Source organism: Dactylosporangium sp. NPDC000521 (genome assembly GCF_042898305.1).
Lineage (GTDB): Bacteria > Actinomycetota > Actinomycetes > Mycobacteriales > Micromonosporaceae > Dactylosporangium.
On record NZ_JBIAYW010000002.1, the window covers coordinates 127,396 to 149,458 of the forward strand.

The following is a 22,063-nucleotide window of genomic DNA, read 5'->3' on the forward strand; positions in this document are numbered from 1 at the left end:
CGCCGGCCGCACGGCTCCGCCAGCCGCGGACCCGTCGGCCGCGAGTCGCAGCCGTGGACCCGTCGGCCGCGAGTTGCAGCCGCAGGTTTGTCGGCCGCGAGTCGCAGTCGCAGGCTTGTCGGGCGCGAGTTGCAGCCACGGGGCCTGTCTGCCGAGAGTCTGCCGAGAGCTGGTGGCCGCGGGGCCTGTCGACCGCGAGTTGGTGGCTGACAGAGTGCCCGCCTGCCGCCAGCGAATGCCTGTGCAAGGGACCGCCGGCACGTGGGGTAGGGAATGCCTGCTGCCAAGGACCGCTGGCACGAGGGGAAGCCGGTCGCGAGGGACCGTGCGGGCCGTGCTGCGGGTGGGGGATCGGCGCACAGCTCGCTTGTCGCGAGAAAGCGCTGGCCAGGAAGGACCGCTCGGCGGCGGCCGGCATGTACGTCGCGCTGAGAGGTGGCTGGGTCGCCGGCGGCATGTTCGGGATCAAAAGAACCTCGGAACCCTGACCCGCGGCAAATGGCGAGAGAAGCGCTGGCCCGGAGGGTGGCGAGGGAAGCGTCGGCCCGGAAGGATCGCTCGGGCGGTGCCGCGAGTCGCAGGTCAGCAGCACGGCTCGCCTGCCGTGAGGGGCGCCGTCTGGCGGCTCGAAGGTGCTGCGAAGAGAGAAGGTGCTGCGAAGAGACTGGCAGCGCGAAGGGTCGCGGTGGTCGGGCGTTCGTATCCGCAGGCGGGCTGGGGTGCTGCGAAAAGACCGGCGGGGCGAAGCGTCTGGGTCGCGGTGAGCGGGTTGGGAGGTCCATGGGCCGTTGCCTGCCGTGATGGACCCCCCGCGGTCGCCTCCGCTTATGTCAGGGGTTTGGCTCGTCGCCCGGCTTGCTGGGGTCGGCGCCGGGGTCCGGCGTGGGCGGGGTGTCGCCGGCGGCAGGGCCGGAGGGGTCCTTCGACGGCTTCTCGTCGGTGAGGCCGAGGTTGCTGAGGCCGTCGGCGAAGCCGAGGTCGCTCAGGTCCAGCTGGGTCCGGGCGAACAGGTCCGGGTCCGCGAACGCCTCCTCGTCGGGCAGCAGGTCTGGGTGGTCCCAGAGCGCGTCGCGGCCCGCGACGCCGCGGTGCTCGGCCAGGGCCGCCCACAGGGCGGTGGCCTCGCGGAGGCGGCGGGGGCGCAGCTCGAGGCCGACCAGGGCGGCGAACGTCTGCTCGGCAGGGCCGCCGGCGGCGCGGCGGCGGCGGAAGGCCTCGGAGAGGCGGACCACGTCGGGGAGGCGGTCGCCGGCGGCGCGGTCGACGATGTGGCAGACCCAGCCCTCGATGAGGGCGAGCGCGGTCTCCAGCCGGGCGAGCGCGGCACGCTGCTGCGGCGTGTCCTCGGGGGTGAAGATGCCCTCCAGGACGAGCTCCTGCGGGTCGCTGCTGAGGGTCGAGGGGTCGATGCGGCTCATCGCCTCCTCGATCGCCTCGCGGTCGACGTGGATGCCCGCCGCGTACGCCTCGACAGCCGCGAACACGTGGGCGCGCAGCCACGGGACGTGGCCGAAGAGCCGCTGGTGGGCGGCCTCGCGAAGGGCGACGTACAGGCGCACCTGGTCGTCGGGGATCTCCAGGCCCCGCCCGTATTCGGCGATGTTGGCCGGGACGAGCGCGGCCGAGCCGGCGGGCCCGAGGGGCAGGCCGATGTCGCCGGCGGAGAGGACCTCGGCGGCGAGGGAGCCCAGGGCGGTGCCCAGCTGACCGCCCAGCAGGGCGCTGCCGAGCGACGCGACCATCGAGGTCATGGGACCCATCTGGGCGCGCATCTCTTCCGGGACCAGCTCCGTCATCGCCGACACCATCCTGGCGGCGACAGGGTCGCAGAGCTTGCGCCAGACGGGCAGGGTCGTGTTGAGCCACTCGCCCCGGCTCCACGCGGCGGTGGAGCGCACGCCGGACGGCAGGGCCGACTCGGGGTCGATCCACAGGTCGGCCAGGCGCAGCGCCTCGATCACCGCGGCGCGCTCCGCCGGCGTCACGGATGGGTCACCGACCGGCTTCGCGGCGTCAGGGTCGGCCGTGTTCGCTGGTGGCGTAACCGCGGTGCCGGGCATGGCGAAGCCGACCGGGAACTGGGCGAGACCGCCGGCGGGTCCGCCGCCGGTGAGGTGGGCCTGCGCCAGCTGGCGTGCCAGATCCCAGTTGACCGGGCCGCCGCCGGGCGTGGCGAACAGTTGCTGCAGCTGGCTGAGGAATTGCTGCATCTGGCGCGGATCGTTGGGATCCGGCACCTCGCCGCCGGGCGGACCGAAGCCGAACGGGATGTCTGCGGGCATGTTCCAAAGGTACTCGCTTCCGATGTCAGAAATCGGAGAGCGCTAGGCTCGCCGCCATGAGACGTCGTGGCGTGACCGTGTTGGTCGGCGCGTTGCTGCTGCTGTTGCTGTCCTGGCAGACGACCGTGTTGAAGGTGCCTTACGTCGAGATGGGGCCCGGACCGACGTACAACACGCTCGGCGCCGGCGACGACGGCAAGCCGATCATCAATGTCACCGGGGCGACGGTCACGAAGTCGGCCGGGCAGCTGCGGATGACGACGGTTTCGGTGCAGCCGCAGATGACGTTGCTCGAGGCCATGCTCGGCTGGTGGCAGGACGACCGCGCGGTCGTGCCGCGTGAGCTGATCTACCCGCCGGACCGCACGGAGCAGCAGGTCAACGACGAGAACAAGAAGGAGTTCCAGGCGTCGCAGTCCTCGGCGGAGACGGTCGCGCTGCGCAAGCTCGGCTATCCGGTCCTGGTGGCCGTCGACGAGGTGTCGGAGGGCTATCCGGCTGTCGGGCAGTTGCAGAAGGGCGACGTGATCACCGCCATCGACGGCACCCCGGTGACGTCGCTGGCGAAGCTCACGGAGCTCATCCGGGCGAAGCCGGCCGGCACGACGCGGCAGGTGGAGTACACCCGCGGCACCGACAAGGCGACCGCGAGCATCGCGACGAAGGCCGGCGACGACGGCAACCCGCGACTCGGGGTCGTGGCCAAGACGTCCCAGCCGCACCCGTTCCAGCTGTCGATCCAGCTGGACCGCATCGGCGGGCCGTCGGCCGGGCTGATGTTCACGCTCGGCATCATCGACACGATCAAGGAAGAGGACCTGACCGGCGGGATCATCATCGCCGGCACGGGCACCATCGACGACGAGGGCAACGTCGGGCCGATCGGCGGCATCCCGCAGAAACTGGTCGCGGCGAAGGAGGCGAAGGCCAAGGTCTTCCTCACCCCGGCGGCCAACTGCGAGGAAGCCGTCGCCAATGCCCAGCCGGGCCTGCCATTGATCAAGGTCAGCACCGCCGACGAGGCGCTCGCCGCGCTCGAGCAGTTGCGGGCCGGTCGGACACCACCGTTGTGTGGTCCATGACTACGCTGAACGAGTTTCCATACGCGAACGGGCGGAGCCGACCGTGGTAATGCGTAATCCGATGACCAGGGTGAGCCGACGTGGTCGGGTCACGATCGTCGTGCTGGCGGTCGTCTTCCTGCTCTTCACCCTCTTCGACCGGGTCGTCGGTGCCTGGACCGACTATCTGTGGTTCTCCGAGGTCAAATACACGGGCGTCTTCTCGACGGTGCTCACGACCCGTCTGTGGATGTTCCTCATCTTCGGGGCGGCGGTCGGGCTCGTCATCGCCGGCAACCTCTACCTGGCCTACAGGACCCGCCCGCTGCTGCGGCCGCACTCCGCGGAGCAGCACGCGCTGGACCGCTACCGCCTCTTCCTGCTGCCGCACATGACGATCTGGGTCGTCGCGGTGTCCGGGCTGATCGGCCTGTTCTCGGGCCTGTCGGCGCAGGGGCACTGGCAGGACTGGCTGCTGTTCAGCAACAGCACGCCGTTCGGGCAGACCGACCAGCAGTTCGGCGTCGACCTGAGCTTCTACGTCTTCGAATACCCGTTCTGGCGGTACGTGCTGGGCGTCGCCTTCACCGCGGTGGTCTTCTCGCTGCTGGGCGCGCTCGCGCTGCACTACCTGTTCGGCGGGGTGCGGCTGCAGGGCGCCGGCGAGCGCATGACGACCGCGGCGCGCGCCCACCTGACCGCGCTGGTCGCAGCGTTCGTGCTGCTCAAGGCCGGTGCGTACTACCTGGACCGGCGCGGCCTGCTGCTGGACAAGTTCCCGACCCAGGAGCTGTACGGCGCCGGCTACACCAACATCAACGCGCTGCTGCCGGCGAAGGAGATCCTCGCCTGGATCTCGATCGTCGTGGCGATCGCGATCCTGGTGTTCTCCAACGCGTTCATGCGCAACCTCGTGTGGCCCGGCCTGGCGCTGGGCCTGCTGGCGCTGTCGGCGGTCGCGGTCGGCGGGATCTACCCGGCCGCGGTGCAGTCGTTCACGGTGAAGCCGAGCCAGCTGCAGAAGGAGGCGCAGTACTTCCAGCGCAGCATCGACGCCACGAGGCTGGCGTACGGGCTGAACACGGTCGACGTCAAGCCGTACGGGGCCAAGGCGGAGAAGCCGCCGACGAACCTGCCGTCGTACGACGAGACGGTCAACAACATCCGGCTGCTCGACCCGGCCGTCGTCGGTGAGACGTACACGCAGCAGCAGCAGGTCCGCGGCTTCTACGAGTTCAACCCGAAGCTGGACATCGACCGGTACACGATCAACGGCAAGACGCAGGACTACGTCGTCGGGGTCCGGGAGATCAACTACAACCAGCTGCAGCAGAACAACTGGCAGAACCGGCACTCGGTCTACACCCACGGCTACGGGTTCGTCGCCGCGCCGGCCAACCAGGTCGTGTGCAACGGGCAGCCGTTCTACGTCTCCGGGTTCCTCACCGAGCAGGCCAAGCCGGTCGGCGACCAGGGCCAGCAGTGCGCGTCCCCGCAGGACCTGATCCCGGTCCAGCAGCCGCGGATCTACTACGGCGAGCAGATGGGCGGCGTCTACGCGATCACCGGCCAGGCGCCCGGCACGACCGGCGCCGAGTTCGACCGGCCGACCGCCAACGCCGGCGACCAGTACTCCAGCTACGACGGCTCCGGTGGCGTCGCGGTCGGCTCGTACTGGCGGCGGCTGCTCTACGCGGCGGAGTTCCGCGAGACGAACTTCCTGCTCTCGGGCGTGTTCAACGAGAACTCGAAGGTGCTCTACGTGCGCAACCCCGAGGACCGGGTTCGCAAGATCGCGCCGTTCCTGACGCTGGACAGCGACCCGTACCCGGCGGTCGTCGACGGCAGGATCAAGTGGATCGTCGACGGGTACACCACCTCGGCGACCTACCCGTATTCGCAGCGCATCGACTGGAACACCGCGATCCAGGACTCGTCGACCAACAGCCGGATGTTCCCCGAGCCGCGTCAGGACGTGTCGTACCTGCGGAACTCGGTGAAGGCGACCGTCGACGCCTACACGGGTGAGGTGACCCTCTACGCGTTCGACGAGAGCGACCCGATCCTGAAGGCGTGGAACAAGGCCTTCGGCAACAAGCTGGTCAAGCCGCGTTCGGCGATCTCGCAGTCGCTGCAGGACCACCTGCGCTACCCGGAGGACCAGTTCAAGGTCCAGCGTGACCTGCTCAGCCGCTTCCACGTCACCACGCCGAACGGCTTCTTCTCCGGCCAGGACTTCTGGGAGGTGCCGAAGAACCCGGCGAACCCGACCGCGGACCAGCCGCCGTACTACATCGTGGCCAAGCTGCCCAACCAGGACAAATCCCGGTTCCAGCTCACGACGGCGCTCGCCCCGCGCAGCCGCGGCAACCTGGCGGCGCTGATGTCGGCGTCCTACGTGGACGGCAAGCCCGTGTTCGAGATCCTGGAGCTGCCGCCGGACACGGCGGTGCAGGGGCCGGCGCAGATGCACAGCACGATGACGGGCATCGCCGACGCCAGGCGCGAGATCACCCAGTTCAGCTCCAGTAACTCCGAGGTCATGTACGGCAACCTGCTCTCCCTGCCGGTCGCCGAGGGCATGCTGTACGTGGAGCCGATCTACCTGCGGACGAAGAGCGACAAGACGTTCCCGACGCTGCAGAGGGTCCTGGTCGCCTACGGGCCGAACTACAAGGCCTACGCCAACAACCTCGCCGACGGCCTGGCCGAGCTGGTGAAACAGGCGACCGGCCAGGCGCCTGTGCCCGGCAGTGGCGAGAACGCCGAGCCGACGGTGCCGCCGGTCGGCAACCAGACCGGGTCTCCGCAGGTACAGGCGGCGATCAACGACATGAACAAAGCGATCGCCGACCTCAAGGCGGCCCAGGTCGCCGGGGACTTCGAGGGGTACGGCCGGGCGCTCAAGACCCTGCAGGACGCGATCGCCCGCTACGAGGCCGCGGTGAAGGCCGCGGCCCCGGGGGCGAGCCCTTCGGCGAGCGCGTCACCGGGGGCATCGCCGAGCACACCGGCCAGCGCGAACCCGGCAGCGTCGGGCTCGCCGGCGCCGTCGGGCTGAGCAACGTCGAGCGTTGAGGGGCCGCCGCATTCCGGTGCGGCGGCCCCGCGTGACGCCGGACACGGTCACCCGTAAGCGATTTGGAGCACGCGACACCCGTGCGCTAATCTGGACAAGCCGACGCGGGGTGGAGCAGCTCGGTAGCTCGCTGGGCTCATAACCCAGAGGTCGCAGGTTCAAATCCTGTCCCCGCTACAACCGCTAACGCCCCCTGCTCACGCCGGGGGCGTTTCGCATTGGCGGTTTCCGCATTCCCCGCGCGAGCGGAGCTCGCTCCCCACAGGGGGAGCTTTGCTCCACCCTCGCCCCCTCCAAACCGGTGCGTCGCGACGGGTTGCCTTGCCTTGGGGTTCGTCGGGGGGATTGCTTGTTCTGCGAACTGCGCGGAGTCGCTGACGCCCGCTGCTCGTGCCGGGGATTGCTTGTTCTGCGAACTGCGCGGAGCTGCTGACGCCACCTGCTCGCGCCGGGGGCTTGCTCTACTCTCGTCCCCTCCACCGGTGCGGAGCGACGGGTTGCTTGTCATGGCCGTCGATTTGGGTTGGGTAAGGCGGTGGTTCTCTGGCCCGCGGCTGGGTGGGTGTGAAGTTGATGTGCTGGCTGCTCGTGGCGCGGTGGGGGCGGGTGAGGGGGAGTCGGTGGGCGTTTGGCGATGGGTGGCGCCGGGGGTGCTCGTGGTGCTGGCTGCGTGCGGCTCGTGGCCGTCGGCCTTCCAGTCGACCGAGCGGTCGCAGGTGCTCGGGGAGTGGTGTGGTGCCGACGGCGACCGGATGCAGCTCGGCGACGACGGCACGGCCGCCATCAGCGGGATGTCGGCGAAGCTCGGGCAGCGGCTGATCGGGCAGTACGACCAGCCGGTCACGCCGACGCTCGACGGCAGCTGGGGCTGGGAGGTAACGGGCAAGTCCTACGTGACGCTCACGTTCGCGCCGGTGCCGCCCTCCACCGGCTCCAGGGTCGAACGGCTCAGGGTCGCCAACGACGGCGAGAAGATCAGGCTCCTGGCCTACTTCGGCGACTTCGACTCCGGTTACGACTACTCGTTCGAGCGTTGCGTCTGATCTGGGCCTGATGCAGGGCCCGCCCGGGCGGTATGTACGCATGGCCGCCGTCTCGTACCCCGGGGCGGTGGCGATGTCGCGTGTGCTGCGGAAACGGGCAACCGTACAGTGTCACGTGTTAGTGTTGGCTCCTGCTGTGAGCGCGAGGAGCGTCGGAAATGTTCGGATCGGCGACGCTCGACGAGCGCGGGGTGCGGCCGGGGACGATGGCCGCCGGACAGGTGCATCTCGGTGGCGCCCGGGAGGGCCTCGCCGTGGACGGGGTGGCCGTGACGCTCATGACGGTGGTCAGCGGCGTCGAGGTCGACTTCCTGCGGTGCGAGGTGTCGGCGGGGTTCACCCTGGCCGCCGGCCGGAGCCGGGCGATCCCGTTCGAGCAGCCGTTGCCGTGGGAGACGCCGTTCACGCACTTCGCGGGGGAGCACCTGCCGGCCGTGTCGGTGCGGCTGCGGACCACGGTCACCGTCGCGGGCAAGCCCGTCGACGTCGGCGTGACGCCCGTGATGGTGCACCCGACGGGCGGGCAGTGGCTGGTGCTCGACGCGCTGCGCCGGCGGGGGTGGACGTTTCCGCGGTGTGAGGTGCGGCAGGGGACGGTGCCCGGGGTCAGGCAGAGCGACCCGTTCCTGCAGTGGTTCGAGTGCGAGGCCCCCGACGCGGGCGGCCCGCTGCGGCTGACGTTCGTCGCCAACCCGGTCGGTGTCGACGTCCTGATCGTCGGTGCGGGTGGCGACCGGCGGTTCGCGGTGCGGCATGCCGACGAGGACATGATGGGGCTGGCCGCGGCGCTCGATGCGTTCGACGAGGACAGCGCGGTCGTCAACGTCTGACAAGGAGCGCCGGGCGGGACCGGGCGGTCGACCGCGGCGATCATCACGAGGCCGACGGCGCTGAGAAGCGGGGCAAGGGCACCCGTGAGCAGGGCAAGAACACCCGTGAGCAGGTGGAACCACAGGCCCAGGGAGGGGCCGCCGGCGTCGGTGGCTGCGGCGGCGTCGAGGCCGTAGCGCCCGCGGAGGGTGCCGGTGGCGGTCGGGCGGTCCGGGGGTCAGCCGCAGCGCCAGCCGGCAGCCGTCGAAAAGGGGCGGCCACCGGATCCGGTGGCCGCCCCCTTTCGAGCGGGGAGGTCAGGCGAGCAGTTCGAACTCCGCCAGCTGCGTCTCGGCGGCGCCGTGGTTGGCGGTCACCTGGATCCGGTAGCGGCTGTAGGACGTCGTGTTCGAGATGACGAACGCTCTGGTCTGGCGGCGGTCGACGAAGTCGATGTTCGTGCGGGTGTCGACCGTCGTCCACGTGACGCCGTCGTTCGAGCCCTGCAGCGTCCAACTGCGAGGGTCGCGGCCGGGCACGTCGTCGGCGGAGGTCAGCGTGTACTGCTTGACCGTCGCCGGCGCGGTGAGCTGGCAGGTGATCGTCGCGGTGGTCGCGAAGGCCAGCCATTTCGTCATCGAGGTGTCGTCGACCAGCATCGCGCGGCCCTCGGCGGTGCCGTTCTCCGCGGTCGCGGTGACGGTGCTGCCGGTGGCCTTGTCCTTCAGCTGGACCGGCGCGGCGGTCCCGCTCGTCAGCGAGCCGGGGATGTCCGAGGCGCCGGTGCCCCACGACGACGGGTTGGGGCCCATCACGAAGTTCAGCGTGCCGCCCGCGGTGAGGTCGGCGTGCGTCAGGTAGTTCTTCGTGTAGTTGACGCCGTTGAGGGTGGCGCTCTGGATGTAGCGGTTGGTGTCGCTGACGCCGGGCGCGTTGACCGTGAACGTCCGGCCGTTCTCCAGGGTCATCGTCGTCTTCGGGTGCAGCGGCGCGCCGATCGTGTAGTCGGTCGAGCCCATCCGCGCCGGGTAGAAGCCCATCGCGGAGAACACGTACCACGCCGACATCTCACCGTTGTCCTCGTCGCCGAGGTACCCGTTGCCGGTGCCCGCACCGGAGTTGTAGAGGGTGGTGAGCACGCGCCGGACCTGGTTCTGCGTCTTCGCCGGGGTGCCGGCGTAGTTGTACATGTAGAGCATGTGGTGGATGGGCTCGTTGGAGTGCGCGTACTGGCCCATGTTCGTGTCGTACGCCTCGGACATCTCGTGGATCGTCCCGCCGTAGCAGCCGGGCAGGAAGTCCCGGGGCGCGGCGAGCACGGCGTCGATCTTCGCCGACAGCTGGGCCTTGCCGCCGTACAGGTTGGCCATGCCGTTGGGGTCCTGCGGTGCCGCGGTCGCGTAGTGCCACGGCGCGCCCTCGGTGAACTCGCAGCCCCACTCGTTGGGCTTGAAGTTCGCGTCGGTGGTGCGCCACGCGCCGTTGCTCTGCTTGCCGCGGAAGAACCCGACGGACTGCGAGAACAGGTTGGTGTAGTCGAGCGCCTGGTTGCGGAAGTAGGCGGCGTCCTCGGTGTACCCGAGCGCCTGCCCCATCTGCGCGATGCCGAAGTTGTTGGTCGCGTCCTCCAGGGTCCACGCCGCCGACTCGCCGAGGACGTCGGTCGCCACGTACCCCTTGAACACCGACGTCTGGATGGCCTTGCGCCCCTTGTTGCCGGCGCCGGAGTAGGTGCTCGCGTTCTTCACCATCGACGCGTACGCCGCCTGGTAGTCGAAGTTGCGGACGCCCTTCATGTACGCGTCGGCGAACGCCAGGTCCTGGTTGGTGCCGACCATGATGTCGATCGAGCCGGGCCCGGTCCAGCGCGGCGTCCAGCCGAAGTTCTTGTACGCGTTGACGATGCCGTCGAGCATCTCGCCCGTCCGCGTCGGCGTGAGCAGCGTGTACAGCGGCCAGACCGCGCGGGACGTGTCCCAGAAGCCGTTGTTCACGTACATCTGGCCGTCGTGGATCGTGTTGTCGTAGGGGCTGTGGTACTTGCGGACCCCGCCGACCATCTCGGAGCGGTTGTTCGGGTACATGAACGAGCGGTACATGTTCGAGTAGAACGTGACCTGGTTGTCGCTGGTCGCGCCCTCGATCCGGACCTTGCCGAGGGTCGAGTCCCACAGGGTCGCGGCTTCTTCGCGCACGGTGTCGAAGCTCTTCGCGCCGACCTCCTGGTTGAGGTTGGCGGTGGCCTGCGCGACGCTCATGAACGAGGTGCCGATCTTCAGGGTCACCTGCTCGTTCGCGGCGGTGGCGAAGCGGACCCAGCTGGTCGCGCCCTGGCCGGTGATGGTGCCCGAGGCGGCGATCGCCTTGTCCGTGGTGGCCGACACGTACAGCGTCTGGCCGCGGTGGTTGATCGAGCCCTGGATCGTCCGGTTGGCGTTGTTGACGGTGAGCGAGCCGCTGGCGCTGTCGACGGTGTCGAAGAGGATCACCGATTCCGCCGCGGACGGGAAGGTGAAGCGCATGACGCCGGCGTGGTCGGTCGGCGCGATCTCCGCCGTGATCCCGTACGTGTCGAGCCGCGTCTTGTAGTAGTGCGCCTTCGCCACCTCGTTGCCGTGGCTGAAGGTCGACTTGCGGGAGTCGGGCGTCGACTTCACCGCGCCGGTCATCGGCATGACCTGCAGCTGCGCGTAGTCGCCGATCCACGGGCTCGGCTCGTGGCTGATCGCGAAGCCCTGCATGGTCGTGGCCTTGTACTCGTACAACCAGCTGTCGTTGTTGCCGTTGGTCACCGGCGTCCAGAAGTTGAAGCCGTTCGGGACCGTCGTGCCGGGGAACGTGTTGCCGCGCGAGTAGCTGAAGCTGGAGTTGGAGCCGCGCCGGGTGTCGACGTAGTCCGACAGCCGGGCCGCGGTGCCGCCGTCGGCGCTGATCTGGATGTCGTCGAACCAGCCCCGGAACAGGCCCGTGTTCAGCGGCTGGTCGTAGGCGACCATGATCCGGTCGATCGTCTTGCCGGCCCGGACCGCGCCGATGTTCGACGTGACGTAGTTCCAGGTGTCGAAGGACAGCACCGAGCCGTTGCCCTGAAACGTCGGGTGCACCCGCACACCGTGCTGGTCCACCGCGCCGGAGTCGCGCAGGTTGGTGCCGTCGGTGAACATCAGGTCGACCGCGACGTCGAGATGCCCGCCGGACTGGGGGTACACCCAGTAGGACAGCGTGCTGGCCGCACCGACCGGGATGTCGACGTCGAAGACCCGGTTGTACGAGAAGGACGTCGTCGCGCTCAGGTCGTTGCCGGAGTACAGCAGCGCGGTCGTCCCGGTGTGGGCCGTTCCGGTGCCCGGGATGCTCTCCATGCCGGTCAGCGCGCAGCAGTAGCCGCCGATGCCGTTGCTGTTCTCGACGCTGTTGGTCCAGGTCGGCTGCGGTTCGCCGGCCTCGAAGCTGGTCGACCAGTCGCCGGCGGCGGCTGCCGCGGGCTCGGTGAACACGGTGGCGCTGATCAGGCTCGCGGCGAGGGCGGCCGCCGCGAACCAGGCACGCCTGCGGGTGGTGCGGGGGCGGGGGAGTGTCATGCGGCAACCTGCCGTTTCGGTGAGGGTTGTCTCGCCGCTTCCGACATCGTTGTCAGCGCGCGTGCCAGCACCAGCCGTCGACGCTGGGGATGGCGTGCGCACACCTGGCGGGGCGGCGCTTCTCAAGGGGGCGGGACGTTCACTACGGAGATTCCCGCCGATATCGAGTTTTGTCAACTCTTGACAAATCGCGATGGCGGGGGGCGGCGAACCGCCACCCCCCGCCATACCCACGATCGTTATTGCTTCAGGAACACCTGCGCGGTGCTGCCGTTGCAGTCCCAGAGCTGGAGCCGGGCCCCGTTGTCCGGGGAGCCGTTCGGGGAGTCCAGGCAGCGGCCCGACTGCGGGTTGCGCAGCGAGCCGTCCGGCTGCGGCACCCACTGCTGTGCGCCGCCGCCGTTGCAGTCCCACAGCTGGATGAGGGTGCCGTTGGCGGTGCCGTTGCCGGTGGCGTCCATGCAGCGGTTCAGCGTGCGCAGCGCCGTGCCGTCCCAGGCCCAGTGCTGGTCGACCGCGAAGGGCTGGCAGCCCCACAGCTGGACCGCGGCGCCGTTGCCGCCCGTGTCGTCGGCGGCGACGTCGACGCACGCGCCGCCGGGGCCGTTGACGAACGTCGCGCCGGGGGAGCCGCCGCCGAGGCGGAAGACCTGCGCGCCACTGCCGTTGCAGTCCCAGAGCTGGAGCCGGGCACCGTTGGCCGTGGAGCCGCTGGGGGAGTCGAGGCAGCGGCCGGACTGCGGGTTGCGCAGCGAGCCGTTGCTCTGCGGCACCCACTGCTGTGCGCCGCCGCCGTTGCAGTCCCACAGCTGGATGAGGGTGCCGTTGGCGGTGCCGTTGCCCGTCGCGTCCAGGCAGCGGCCGAGCGTCTGCAGCGCGGTGCCGCTCCAGGACCAGCGCTGGTCGACGGCGTTGAGCTGGCAGTCCCACAGCTGCGCGGCGGAGCCGTTGGTTCCGGTGTCGTCCGCCGCGATGTCGACGCACTTGCCGCCGGGGCCGGTGACGTTGCGCCCGGGCGGCGGGCCGGCGGTGTTGAGCCGCTTCGAGGCCGCGATGAGCTGCTGGTTGGCGTTGCGGATCCGCGTCTGGTCGTACTTGAGGACCTGCCGGTCGTAGGTCCAGAAGCCGTTGACCTCACCCTCAACGTCGAAGGGCTGCGTGTAGACCATGGCGGCCAGCCCCCGGCTGTAGACGAGGTTGAGCGCCTGGGTCTGCAGGCTCACGTACCGGTCGGTGGCGGACAGCCCGCTCGGGTGCGACTCGTAGATGAAGTACTGGCCGTTCGGGCTGTACTCGTGGCCGGCGGAGCGCACGCCGAGCCCGCCGTACTCGCCGAGGACCGCGGTGCGGGTGCTCGTCGGGGTCGGCGAGTTCGGACCCACGTACCAGTGCCAGTCCTGGATGTCGCCGTTGCCGGGGTCGCCCTTCGAGTTGCAGCAGTTGTAGCCGCTGTGCGCGTTGACGAGCCGGGTCGGGTCCTGGTTCTTGACGTTCTGCACGACGCGGGTCGTGTCGGCGAGGTTCCACTCGCCCCAGCCCTCGTTGAACGGCACGTACACGATCACCGCCGGCGACGACCGGTGCTCGTCGACGATCTGCCCGACCTCGGTCTCCCACTGCGCGTGCTGCGCCGCGGTGCCGGGCGCCTCGCCCATGCTCGGCATGTCCTGCCACACCAGCAGCCCGAGCCGGTCCGCGTGGTAGAACCAGCGCTGCGGCTCGACCTTGATGTGCTTGCGGACCATGTTGAAGCCCAGGTCCTTGATCTTCTGCAGGTCGCCGGCGAGCGCGGCGTCGGTCGGGGCCGTGTAGAGCCCGTCGGGCCAGAAGCCCTGGTCGAGCACGCCGCTCTGGAGCACGAACTGCCCGTTCAGCGTGGGCACGAGCTTCCCGTTGACCACGGCCTTGCCGACCTCACGCATGCCGAAGTAGTGCATCGTCTGGTCCACGGTCGCGCCCGAGCCGTTCCGCAGCGAGATGCGGAGGTTGTACAGGAAGGGGTCGTCGGGCGACCAGCGCCGCGCGTTGGGCACCGGGACGGTGAAGTCGGTGAAGCCGCCGGTCGCGGTGCCGACCACGGTCGTGCCGTCCATCGCCTCGGCGAACACCGAGTGCCCGCTGACGTCGCCCCTGGTGAAGACCCGGATCCGCAACGTGTTGCTGGAGATGTTGGGGTACAGGTCGGCGCTGAAGATCGACGCCGTCGGCGTCGGCTCCATCCACACCGTCTGCCAGATGCCCGACGACGGCGTGTACATGATGCCGCCGGGGTTGCGCACCTGCTTGCCGCGGGCGATGTTCAGGCCGGGCGTGTCGGACGGGTCGTAGACCCGCACGATCAGCTCGTTGGTGCCCCCGTTGAGCTGCGGCGTGATGTCGAACTCGAAGCGGTCGTAGCCGCCGGTGTGCCCGCCGACCTGCACGCCGTTGACCCACACCGTGGCCTGCCAGTCGACCGCGCCGAAGTGCAGCTGGACGCGCCGCCCGGCCCATCCGGCCGGCACCGTGAACGTGCGCCGGTAGAACAGGTACAGCCGGTTGTCGTTCGCGGGCCGCTTGATCCCGGAGAGCGCCGACTCCACGGGGAACGGGACGTTGACCCGCTCCGGCAGCGTCTGGCCGAAGACGGGGTTGTCGTTGGTGGTCGACTGACGCAGCTGCCACTCGCCGTTGAGGTTGAGCCAGTCCGGACGGGTCATCTGCGGCCGCGGGTACTCCGGCAGCGGCTGGCCGGCGAGCGCCTGGCTCGTCCAGGGGGTGGTGAGGGGCGACGGCTGGGCCGGCGCGGCCACCGCGGGCGGTGCGGCGGACACCGCCGTCCCGAGGCCGAGCACCGCGGCGAGGACTGCGGTGAGCAGCCTCCGCCGGGGACGTGATGCGGACATGAGGGTCTCCTTGGCGGACGGAGTCCGACACCGCTGGCGGCAGGTATCGGTAGATGCTGATCCGCATGTTAACGATGTCACACAGAAATCAACAGAACCACTCAGGAAGTGGACTCGATCCAACCCTTTGATCGGAGCCCGAACCAAGGTCCGGGGAGCCGTGGGTCTCGCGTAGCGTGGCGAGGATGGACGACCTCGCGTTCGACGGCGTGCCGCTGCGGTTCCGTGCGGCCGGTCCCCGCACCGCGTCGACGCCGGTGCGCGTCGCCGGTGGGCTGCGGGTCTCGGGCGGGCCCGGTGCCGATCTGTTCCTGGACCCGGCCGGTGCGTCGAGCCGGCCCGACGCCGAGCGGTTCACCGCCCGGGTCGACGGCGACTTCCAGCTCAGCGCGCACGTCGCGCCGGTCCTGCGGGACACGTTCGACTCGGCGGTGCTGCTCGCCTGGATCGACGACGAGAACTGGTGCAAGATCTGCGCCGAGCTCGACCCCGGGGGCATCCCGCGCATCGTCACCGTCGTGACGCGGGCCGGCGCCTCCGACGATGCCAACGGCTGGCCTTACGAAGGGTCCGGGGTGCATCTGCGGATCAGCCGCATGGGTGCGGTGTTCGCGCTGCACGCCTCCGGCGACGGCGTCGCCTGGCAGCTGGCCCGCGTCTTCGCGATGCCCTCGCTCCCGGCGCGCCGGTCGAGGCCGGGCTGCTGGTCCAGTCGCCCCGCGGGCTCGGCACGACCGCCGTCTTCTCGGACGTCAGGTTCGCCGGGACCCGCCTCGCCGACCTGCGCGACGGGTCCTGACGCGACCCGGCTACTTGACGGTCACGTCCAGCTCGGCCACGTCGGTCGGCTTCCGGGCGTCGCCGGCGATGTCGACCACCCGCAGCTTGTACGTGCCGGGCACGTACTTGAACTGGAAGCCGAGGTTGCGGGCGGGTGCCAGGTTCTCCGAACCGGACGACATCGCCTCGTTCGGCGCGCTCTTCGGGGCGACCTCGGTGCCGTCGGGCAGGCCGAGCCGGAAGTGCTCCGCGCCCACGTACTGGCTGCTCTTGCCGTTGTAGCGGATGTCGAGCTTGCAGGTGAAGACCCGGTTGTCCTTCAGCGCCTGGCCGTTGTAGTCCAGGAAGCCGCCGCGCACGTCACAGGTGGTGAACGTGACCTCCAGGTCGTGGATGGTGACCTTCTTGTCCTTGAGCACGTTGACCGGCTCGTAGGCGACGACCTCGCCGCCGCCGAGCGGGATCTTGGCCTGGGCCTCCTTGCCGTCGCCGATGAGCAGCGTGCCGGTGCCGATGCTGGCCTTGAGCGGGTCGTACACGGCGAAGGACACGTGGAAGTTGCTCTTCTGGCCGCCGGAGACCTGCGACGTCTCCTTGAACCTGCCCGAGTACTCCTGGCCGTCGATCTGGAACGCCATCCGCACGCCGTAGGACTGCACGGTGTCGTCGCCGAGGTTCTCCATCTGGACCTCCGCGACCAGCGGGTCCTCGTCGGCGTCGGCCTCGTAGGTCATCTTGCCGAAGGTGAGCTTGACCTGGCCGTACCAGACGGCCTTGTTGATGTCGACGGTCTGCTGCTTCGCGCCCGGCTTGGCGTCCTTGGTGCTGGCCGGGCCGGCCTGGGTGGCGTCGCCGCCGGTGCCGCGGTTGCCGTTGCCGCCGGTGCTGACGGTGGGGTTGTCGGTGGCCTTGTCGTTGCTCACGGCCCGGTAGGTGACGACGCCGCCGATGCCGAGCAGCAGCACGAGCACGACCGCGATGCCGATGACGAGGCCGGGCCTGCCGCCGCCGGCCGGGCGCTGCGGGGGCGGGCCGAAGGGCGGCAGCCTGGGCGGGCCGCCGGGCGTCGCCGGGTTGCCACCGTGGCCGAACTGGGCGGTCGGCGCCGACGGCGGCTGGCTGCCGAACGCGGCCCCGGCCAGCCCAGCCCCGACAGGGCCTCCGACAGGGCCTCCGACAGGGCCTCCGACAGGGGCGGCACCGGGCGGCGCGAAGCCCGGGTGGCCGCCCGGGGCGTTCAGGGGCGGGCCGCTCGCGGGCGGGCCGCTGGCCGGCGGGCCGCTCTGCGGGAAGGCGTTCGGCGGCGCGGAGACCGGGGCGCCGGACGCCGGCGGGATGCCGCCGATCCACGTGGGCGGCGACGAGGGCGACGCGGCCGGTGACAGCGGGCCGGTCATGGGCGCGGTCACTGGCGCGGCGGGTCCGGAGACGGGCACGGCACCCATCGGCGCGCCCATGCCCGGCGGCCGCGGCCCGGTCTGCGGGCCCGAGGCGGGCCCCATGACCGGCCCCGGGCGGCTCGGCATCGCGGCGATCGCGCTGCCCAGGGCCACCACCAGCTCCGGCTGCTCGATGATCGTGGGTGCGACGCCGAGCCGCTGGTGCAGCAGCGTGCTGACCATCGGGATGCGGCTCGAGCCGCCGACCAGGAACAGCCCGGCGATCTGGTCGGTGCGCACGCCGGCGCGCTGGAGCGTGTTGGCGGTCAGGTCGACGGTGCGCTGCAGGTACGGCCGCGACACCTTCTCGAACTCGGCCCGCGTGACGTGCAGGTCGACCTCGAACAGCGGCACGTGCACGCCCGCGGACGAAGTGCGCGACAGCTGCTCCTTGGCGGTGCGCACGTCCTCGCGGAGCAGGAAGCTGCGCCGCCGGGAGATGTCGTCGGTGGGGTCGGTGAGCTGCCGCCACCGCTCGGCGTCGCCCATCGCGAGGCTCTGCCCGACATCGGCGAGCAGGGCCGCGTCGAGGTCGACGCCGCCGACGTCGGGAAGGCCGTCGCTGGCGAGGACGTCCCAGCCGCCGTCGGGCCGCCGGCGCAGGACGGAGGTGTCGAACGTGCCGCCGCCGAAGTCGTACACCACCAGGACACCGCCGGGAGCGATCTGCCGCCCCATGACGGTGGTGAAGTAGGCGGCGGCCGCGATCGGCTCGGGCACGAGGATCGGGGCGGGCATGCCGGCGCGCGCGGCGGCGTCGGCCAGGACGGACCGGCGGTGGGTCGCCCAGTTGGCCGGATAGGTGAGCACGGTGCGCACCGGCATGATGCCGAGCACCCGCGACGCCTCGTCGGCGGTGCGCCGCAGGATGGCCGCGAGCAGGTCCGACACCGGATACTCACGGGACCCGAGCAGGACCGTGCCGTCGTCGATGCGGCGCTTCGGGTTGGGCTCGAAGCGGCTCGGGTCCAGGCGGGCGCTGCGCTCGGCGTCCTTGCCGGTGAGCAGGTGCCCGTCGACCTCCGCGAACACCGACGACGGCAGCAGGAAGCTCGCGTCGAAGAGCAGGGGCTGGCTACGACCGCCGGCAGAGGTCAGCGCCGCGACCGTGTGGGTGGTCCCCAGGTCGACGCCCAACTGCGAGTCGGATTGCCTCGTCACGCCGACACGGTATCTCCTTCTATCAACGCCTGGTCTTGGTGGCTTCCTCCGTCCGGACGAGCGGGGTGTCGACGAGGTGCTCGGCCAGGAACCACGCCTGCAGCTCGCCGGTGCGGATCACCTCGGAGACCAGCATGTCGTTGGTGCCGTCGTCGCCCATCGCGCCCGTCTTCGCCGCCGCGTCGTGGGCCTCGACCAGGATCATCTCGTGCGCCTCGAGCAGGCGCGACAGCATCGCCGGCACCTCCTCGGCCCCGTCCGGCGGCCGCGGCACCCGGGTGAGCTCCGCGACGTGCCTCGGGTCGCCGACCGCGATGCCGCCCAGGGTCTGCACCCGCTCGGCGACCGCGTCGACGAGCTCCAGCTGCTCGCCGGCGTGCTTGTCGAGCAGCAGGTGCAGCTGGTAGAAGGTCGGGCCGCGCATCAGCCAGTGGTGCTTCTTGTAGAGCGAGAACAGGATCTGGGTGTCGGCGAGGATCTGGTTGAGCCGCTCGCAGGAGTACATCCGGGTCTCCGCGGACAGCGCGACCGGAAACTGGCGGACGGTGCCGAACCGCTGGATCTCGGTGCTCTGCTGGTGCAGCCAGGGCTGGCTGCCTTTCTTCTTCGTCGCCGCCGGCGTGCTGCTTTTCGCTGCGGCTGGCGTGCTGGTCTTCGCTGGTGGCATGGCGGCGCTCTGCCCACCGCCGCCGACGGCAACCTCACCCGGGGGCGGAACCGGAGGGTGGCCCGGCGCGTCAGAGCCGGTATGACACAGCTGCGCGTGCTCGCCGCCACCCTGGCGCTTCCTTTGCTCATGGCCACCGCCGGTTGCGGCGAGGAACCGGCCGGCGGCACCTCGGCGGTCTCGTACGGCGCCGACGAGCTCGTCCTGCGCGTCGACGTCTCCGGCGGGCTGGTCCCGGTCGCGATGACCGTCACGGCAGTGCCGACGCTGAGCGTGTATGGCGACGGCCGGGTCGTCACCAATGGGCCCATGATCGAGATCTATCCGGGCCCCGCCCTGCCCAACGTGCAGCTGCAGCGGATCAGCACCGCCGACGTGGCGAAGCTGGTCGACCGGGCGGTCGACGCGGGCGTGGGCAAGCAGGCCGACTTCGGCATGCCCAATGTCGCCGACGCGCCCACCACGCACATCATGGTCCGCACCGCCGCCGGCGAGCAGGTCACCGACGTGCCGGCGCTCGGCATCGGCGAGGACGAGCTGCCCGGCCCGCAGCGCGCCGCCCGGGAGCGCATCGACCGCCTCGTGAAGGCGCTCACGGACCTGCCGTCGACGCTGGGCAAGGGCGCGGTGTCGGAGTCGGCGGCATATCCGGCGGCGGGCGTCGCGGCCGTCGCCGCCCAGTGGACCGAGGCGGGCGGCGACGAGGGGCTGCAGCCGCAGGCGCCGGTGGCGTGGCCGGGTCCGGCGCTGCCCGGTGAGCCGGTCGCGGACCGGCCGGGGGTGCACTGCGTGAGCGCCACCGGCGGGCAGGGCGCCCAGATCCTGGCCGCCGCCGCGAAGGCCAACACCCGCACCCCGTGGTCGTCGGCCGGCTCGACCTGGCAGGTGACCTTCCGCCCGCTGCTGCCGGGCGAGTCAAGCTGCGCGGACCTGACTCACCGCTGAGCCCGCGGCCGCTAGGCCACCCGGGCGCGGACCTGTTCCGCGTCGGGGTGGCCGAGGTCTTCGAGGATGGTGAGGGCGGCGAGCCAGCAGGTGCGGGCCTCCGCGTCGGCGCCCGCCGCCCGGTAGAGGTCGCCCAGGTGGGTCTGGGTCTCCGACTCGCCGTAGCGGTCGCCGATCTCCCGCCACAGCTCCAGGGCCTGCCGGTAGCACTCGACGGCCGGCTCGTGCTCGCCGAGCTGGTGGTGGATGAAGCCGATGCTGTCCCAGCTGTAGGCCTCGCCGGTCCGGTCCCCGATCCGCTGCTGCAGTTCGAGGGCCTGGTGGCAGTGGTCGAGGGCCTTCCGGTGCTCGCCTGACGCGGCGTAGGACCAGCCGAGGTTCGCCAGCGCCGCGCCCTGCCCTGCCTGGTCGCCGGTGGCGCGCAGGAGGTCGAGGGAGCGCAGCAGGTGTCCGATCGCGTCGCGGGGGCGGGCCTGCCGGTCGGCGATGAAGCCGAGGTTGCCGTGGACGCGGGCCCGTCCGGCGTCGTCGCCGATGTGCCCGTACCGCTCCAGCGCCAGCTCCAGGTGGGTGGTGGCGGCGTCGTGGTCGCCCATCCGGATGCAGGCCCGCCCGAGCTGGTGGGCGCTGACCGCCTCGCCCGCGGCGTCGCCGGCCCGCCGCGCGGATGCCAGGGCGATCCGCTGCGCGTCGAGCAGGTCCGGCCAGTGACCGCGCCGGTCGAGGTGGTCCACGAGCGTCCACGCGAGCCGCCACGCGTGGCCGTCGTGGCCGGTGGCGGCGGCCTCACGGACCGCGGCGAGGAGCGTGTGGTGCTCCACGGCGAACCAGGCGAGCGCCTGCGCCTCCGTGCCGGGCGCGGCGGTGCCGGGGAGGCCCGGCAGCGGCGTGCGGTGCGGGTCGAGCAGCAGCGCCGCGGTGTGCGCGGTGTGCAGGGAGTGCTCCAGGAGCCGCACCGTGGCGGCGTCGCGGTCGGCCGGGTCGTCGAGGGCGCCGGACAGCTCGGCGGCGTACGCGCGGAGCAGGTCGTGCGCGACGAACCGGCCGGGCGCGTGCTCGGCGAGCAGGCTCGCGTGGGTGAGCTCGGCGAGGGCCCGCCACGCGTCGGCCGGCTCCCCGTGGACCTCGCCGAGCAGCGCGGCCGCGGCGTCCCTGCTCACGTCGGGGCCGGGGGCGAGGGAGAGCAGCCGGAAGAGCGTGGCGGCGGGGGCGCTCAGCCGCTGGTACGACCAGTCGAACACCGACCGCACGCCGGTGTCGTGCAGCACCCGCTCGGTCCGCAGCTCGTGCGCGAGGACGCCGAGCGGCAGGTCCGGGTTCGCGGCGGCGCGGGCGGCCACGATCACCAGCGCGAGGGGCAGCCGGGCGCACGTGCCGGCGATCGCGTCGACGGCGGCGGGCTCGGCCTCGACGCGGGCGGCACCGATCCGGGTGGCGAACAGCCGGCGGGTCTCCGCGGCGGTGAGCAGGTCGAGCGTGACGGGCACGGCGCTGTCGGTGGCGACCAGCCCGGCGAGCTGGTTGCGGCTGGTGACCAGGGCGAGGCTGCCTGAGCCGCCCGGCAGCAGCGGCCGGACCTGCTCGGCGTCGGCGGCGTTGTCGAGCACGACGAGGACCCGGCGGCCGGTCAGGAGGCTGCGGAAGAGCCCGATTCTCGCGTCCAGCTCCGCCGGGACCTGGTCGGGCGCGACACCGAGGGCGGTGAGGAACGCCCGGAGCGCCTCGTCCGCGGTCACCTCCGCGGCCGCGCCGAACCCCCGCAGGTTCACGTACAGCTGGCCGTCCGGGAACCGGTCGATGACCCGGTGCGCCCAGTGCACCGCGAGCGCGGTCTTGCCGACCCCCGCGGTGCCGATGACGACCACGGTGCCACCGTTGACGGCCGCGTCGAGCCGCGCGATCGCCGCGGCCCGTCCGGTGAAGCCTTCCGGCGCGGCCGGCAGCTGACGCGGCCACCGGTCGGCGGCCGGCGCCGGGCCCGGCTCGTCGGCCCGGGCGTGCTCCTCGACACGGTCACGGGCGTCGGCGAGCGCCCCGAGCTCGTCCGGCGCCGCGTCGAGCAGCTGGACGAGCTCGTCGAAGCGGTCCGCCGGTGGGACGATCTTGCCGGTCAGGTAGCCGCCGATGCTGCCGTGGGACCAGCCGGTGCGGCCCGCCAGCTCCCGGTAGGTCAGCGGTGGCTCGCCCCGTCGCCGGGCCTGCCGCCGGCGCAGGTGCCGCAGGAGCTCGGCGAGCGCGTCGACGCTCTCGACCCTCGACGCGGTCGCCAGGACCGCCGCGCTGTCGCTGTCCATGATGGAGCGGCAGGATACCAACCCGGCACCAGCCCT

Annotated in this window: 11 protein-coding genes, 1 tRNA gene and 1 pseudogene; 7 read left to right on the top strand and 6 right to left on the bottom strand. The window is 71.3% G+C overall.

The window, feature by feature from the left end:
- Nucleotides 1–830: 830 nt before the first annotated feature.
- The gene (locus ACFY3L_RS06415; RefSeq protein ID WP_389321062.1) at nucleotides 831–2,210 is read right to left on the bottom strand and encodes a zinc-dependent metalloprotease; all 1,380 of its coding nucleotides are present in this window, start codon (nucleotides 2,208–2,210) and stop codon (nucleotides 831–833) included.
- A gap of 128 nt (nucleotides 2,211–2,338) precedes the next feature.
- Between ACFY3L_RS06415 and ACFY3L_RS06420 the strand changes: the two genes are divergently transcribed.
- From ACFY3L_RS06420 to ACFY3L_RS06440, 5 genes are all read left to right on the top strand, one after another.
- Nucleotides 2,339–3,364: a PDZ domain-containing protein gene (locus tag ACFY3L_RS06420; protein WP_389319363.1), complete on the top strand. Its 1,026-nt coding sequence runs from the start codon at nucleotides 2,339–2,341 to the stop codon at nucleotides 3,362–3,364.
- Nucleotides 3,365–3,407: 43 nt separating this feature from the next.
- Entirely contained in the window at nucleotides 3,408–6,404 is a 2,997-nt protein-coding gene (locus ACFY3L_RS06425) for a UPF0182 family protein (RefSeq protein WP_389319364.1), read from the top strand.
- 121 nt (nucleotides 6,405–6,525) lie between these two features.
- Nucleotides 6,526–6,599: transfer RNA gene (locus ACFY3L_RS06430), tRNA-Met, on the top strand.
- Between the two features lie 443 nt (nucleotides 6,600–7,042).
- Nucleotides 7,043–7,465 carry a hypothetical protein gene (locus tag ACFY3L_RS06435; RefSeq protein WP_389319366.1) on the top strand — a complete coding sequence of 141 codons (423 nt, stop codon included), beginning with the start codon at nucleotides 7,043–7,045 and terminating at the stop codon, nucleotides 7,463–7,465.
- Nucleotides 7,466–7,623: 158 nt separating this feature from the next.
- Nucleotides 7,624–8,295, top strand: coding sequence for a sporulation protein (locus ACFY3L_RS06440; RefSeq protein WP_389319368.1), 672 nt, complete (start codon nucleotides 7,624–7,626; stop codon nucleotides 8,293–8,295).
- Between the two features lie 297 nt (nucleotides 8,296–8,592).
- Here the strand turns inward: ACFY3L_RS06440 and ACFY3L_RS06445 are convergent, their stop codons facing one another.
- The gene (locus ACFY3L_RS06445; protein WP_389319369.1) at nucleotides 8,593–11,856 is read right to left on the bottom strand and encodes a GH92 family glycosyl hydrolase; all 3,264 of its coding nucleotides are present in this window, start codon (nucleotides 11,854–11,856) and stop codon (nucleotides 8,593–8,595) included.
- Nucleotides 11,857–12,095: 239 nt separating this feature from the next.
- On the bottom strand, nucleotides 12,096–14,741 hold the full coding sequence (locus tag ACFY3L_RS06450) for a ricin-type beta-trefoil lectin domain protein (RefSeq protein WP_389319371.1): 2,646 nt from the start codon (nucleotides 14,739–14,741) through the stop codon (nucleotides 12,096–12,098).
- A 185-nt stretch (nucleotides 14,742–14,926) separates the two neighbouring features.
- Here ACFY3L_RS06450 and ACFY3L_RS06455 point away from each other — a divergent pair.
- Nucleotides 14,927–15,403: pseudogene (locus tag ACFY3L_RS06455) on the top strand (DUF1349 domain-containing protein); the annotation flags it as partial.
- Nucleotides 15,404–15,550: 147 nt separating this feature from the next.
- Here ACFY3L_RS06455 and ACFY3L_RS06460 read toward each other — a convergent pair.
- Nucleotides 15,551–18,121, bottom strand: coding sequence for an Hsp70 family protein (locus tag ACFY3L_RS06460; protein ID WP_389319373.1), 2,571 nt, complete (start codon nucleotides 18,119–18,121; stop codon nucleotides 15,551–15,553).
- Nucleotides 18,122–18,143: 22 nt separating this feature from the next.
- On the bottom strand, nucleotides 18,144–18,788 hold the full coding sequence (locus tag ACFY3L_RS06465; RefSeq protein ID WP_389319375.1) for a Dps family protein: 645 nt from the start codon (nucleotides 18,786–18,788) through the stop codon (nucleotides 18,144–18,146).
- 81 nt (nucleotides 18,789–18,869) lie between these two features.
- Between ACFY3L_RS06465 and ACFY3L_RS06470 the strand changes: the two genes are divergently transcribed.
- Nucleotides 18,870–19,733 (top strand): hypothetical protein, encoded by an 864-nt coding sequence (locus ACFY3L_RS06470; RefSeq protein WP_389319376.1) that lies wholly within the window; start codon nucleotides 18,870–18,872, stop codon nucleotides 19,731–19,733.
- An 11-nt stretch (nucleotides 19,734–19,744) separates the two neighbouring features.
- Here ACFY3L_RS06470 and ACFY3L_RS06475 read toward each other — a convergent pair whose 3' ends face one another.
- Nucleotides 19,745–22,027: an ATP-binding protein gene (locus ACFY3L_RS06475; RefSeq protein WP_389319378.1), complete on the bottom strand. Its 2,283-nt coding sequence runs from the start codon at nucleotides 22,025–22,027 to the stop codon at nucleotides 19,745–19,747.
- Nucleotides 22,028–22,063: the final 36 nt, after the last annotated feature.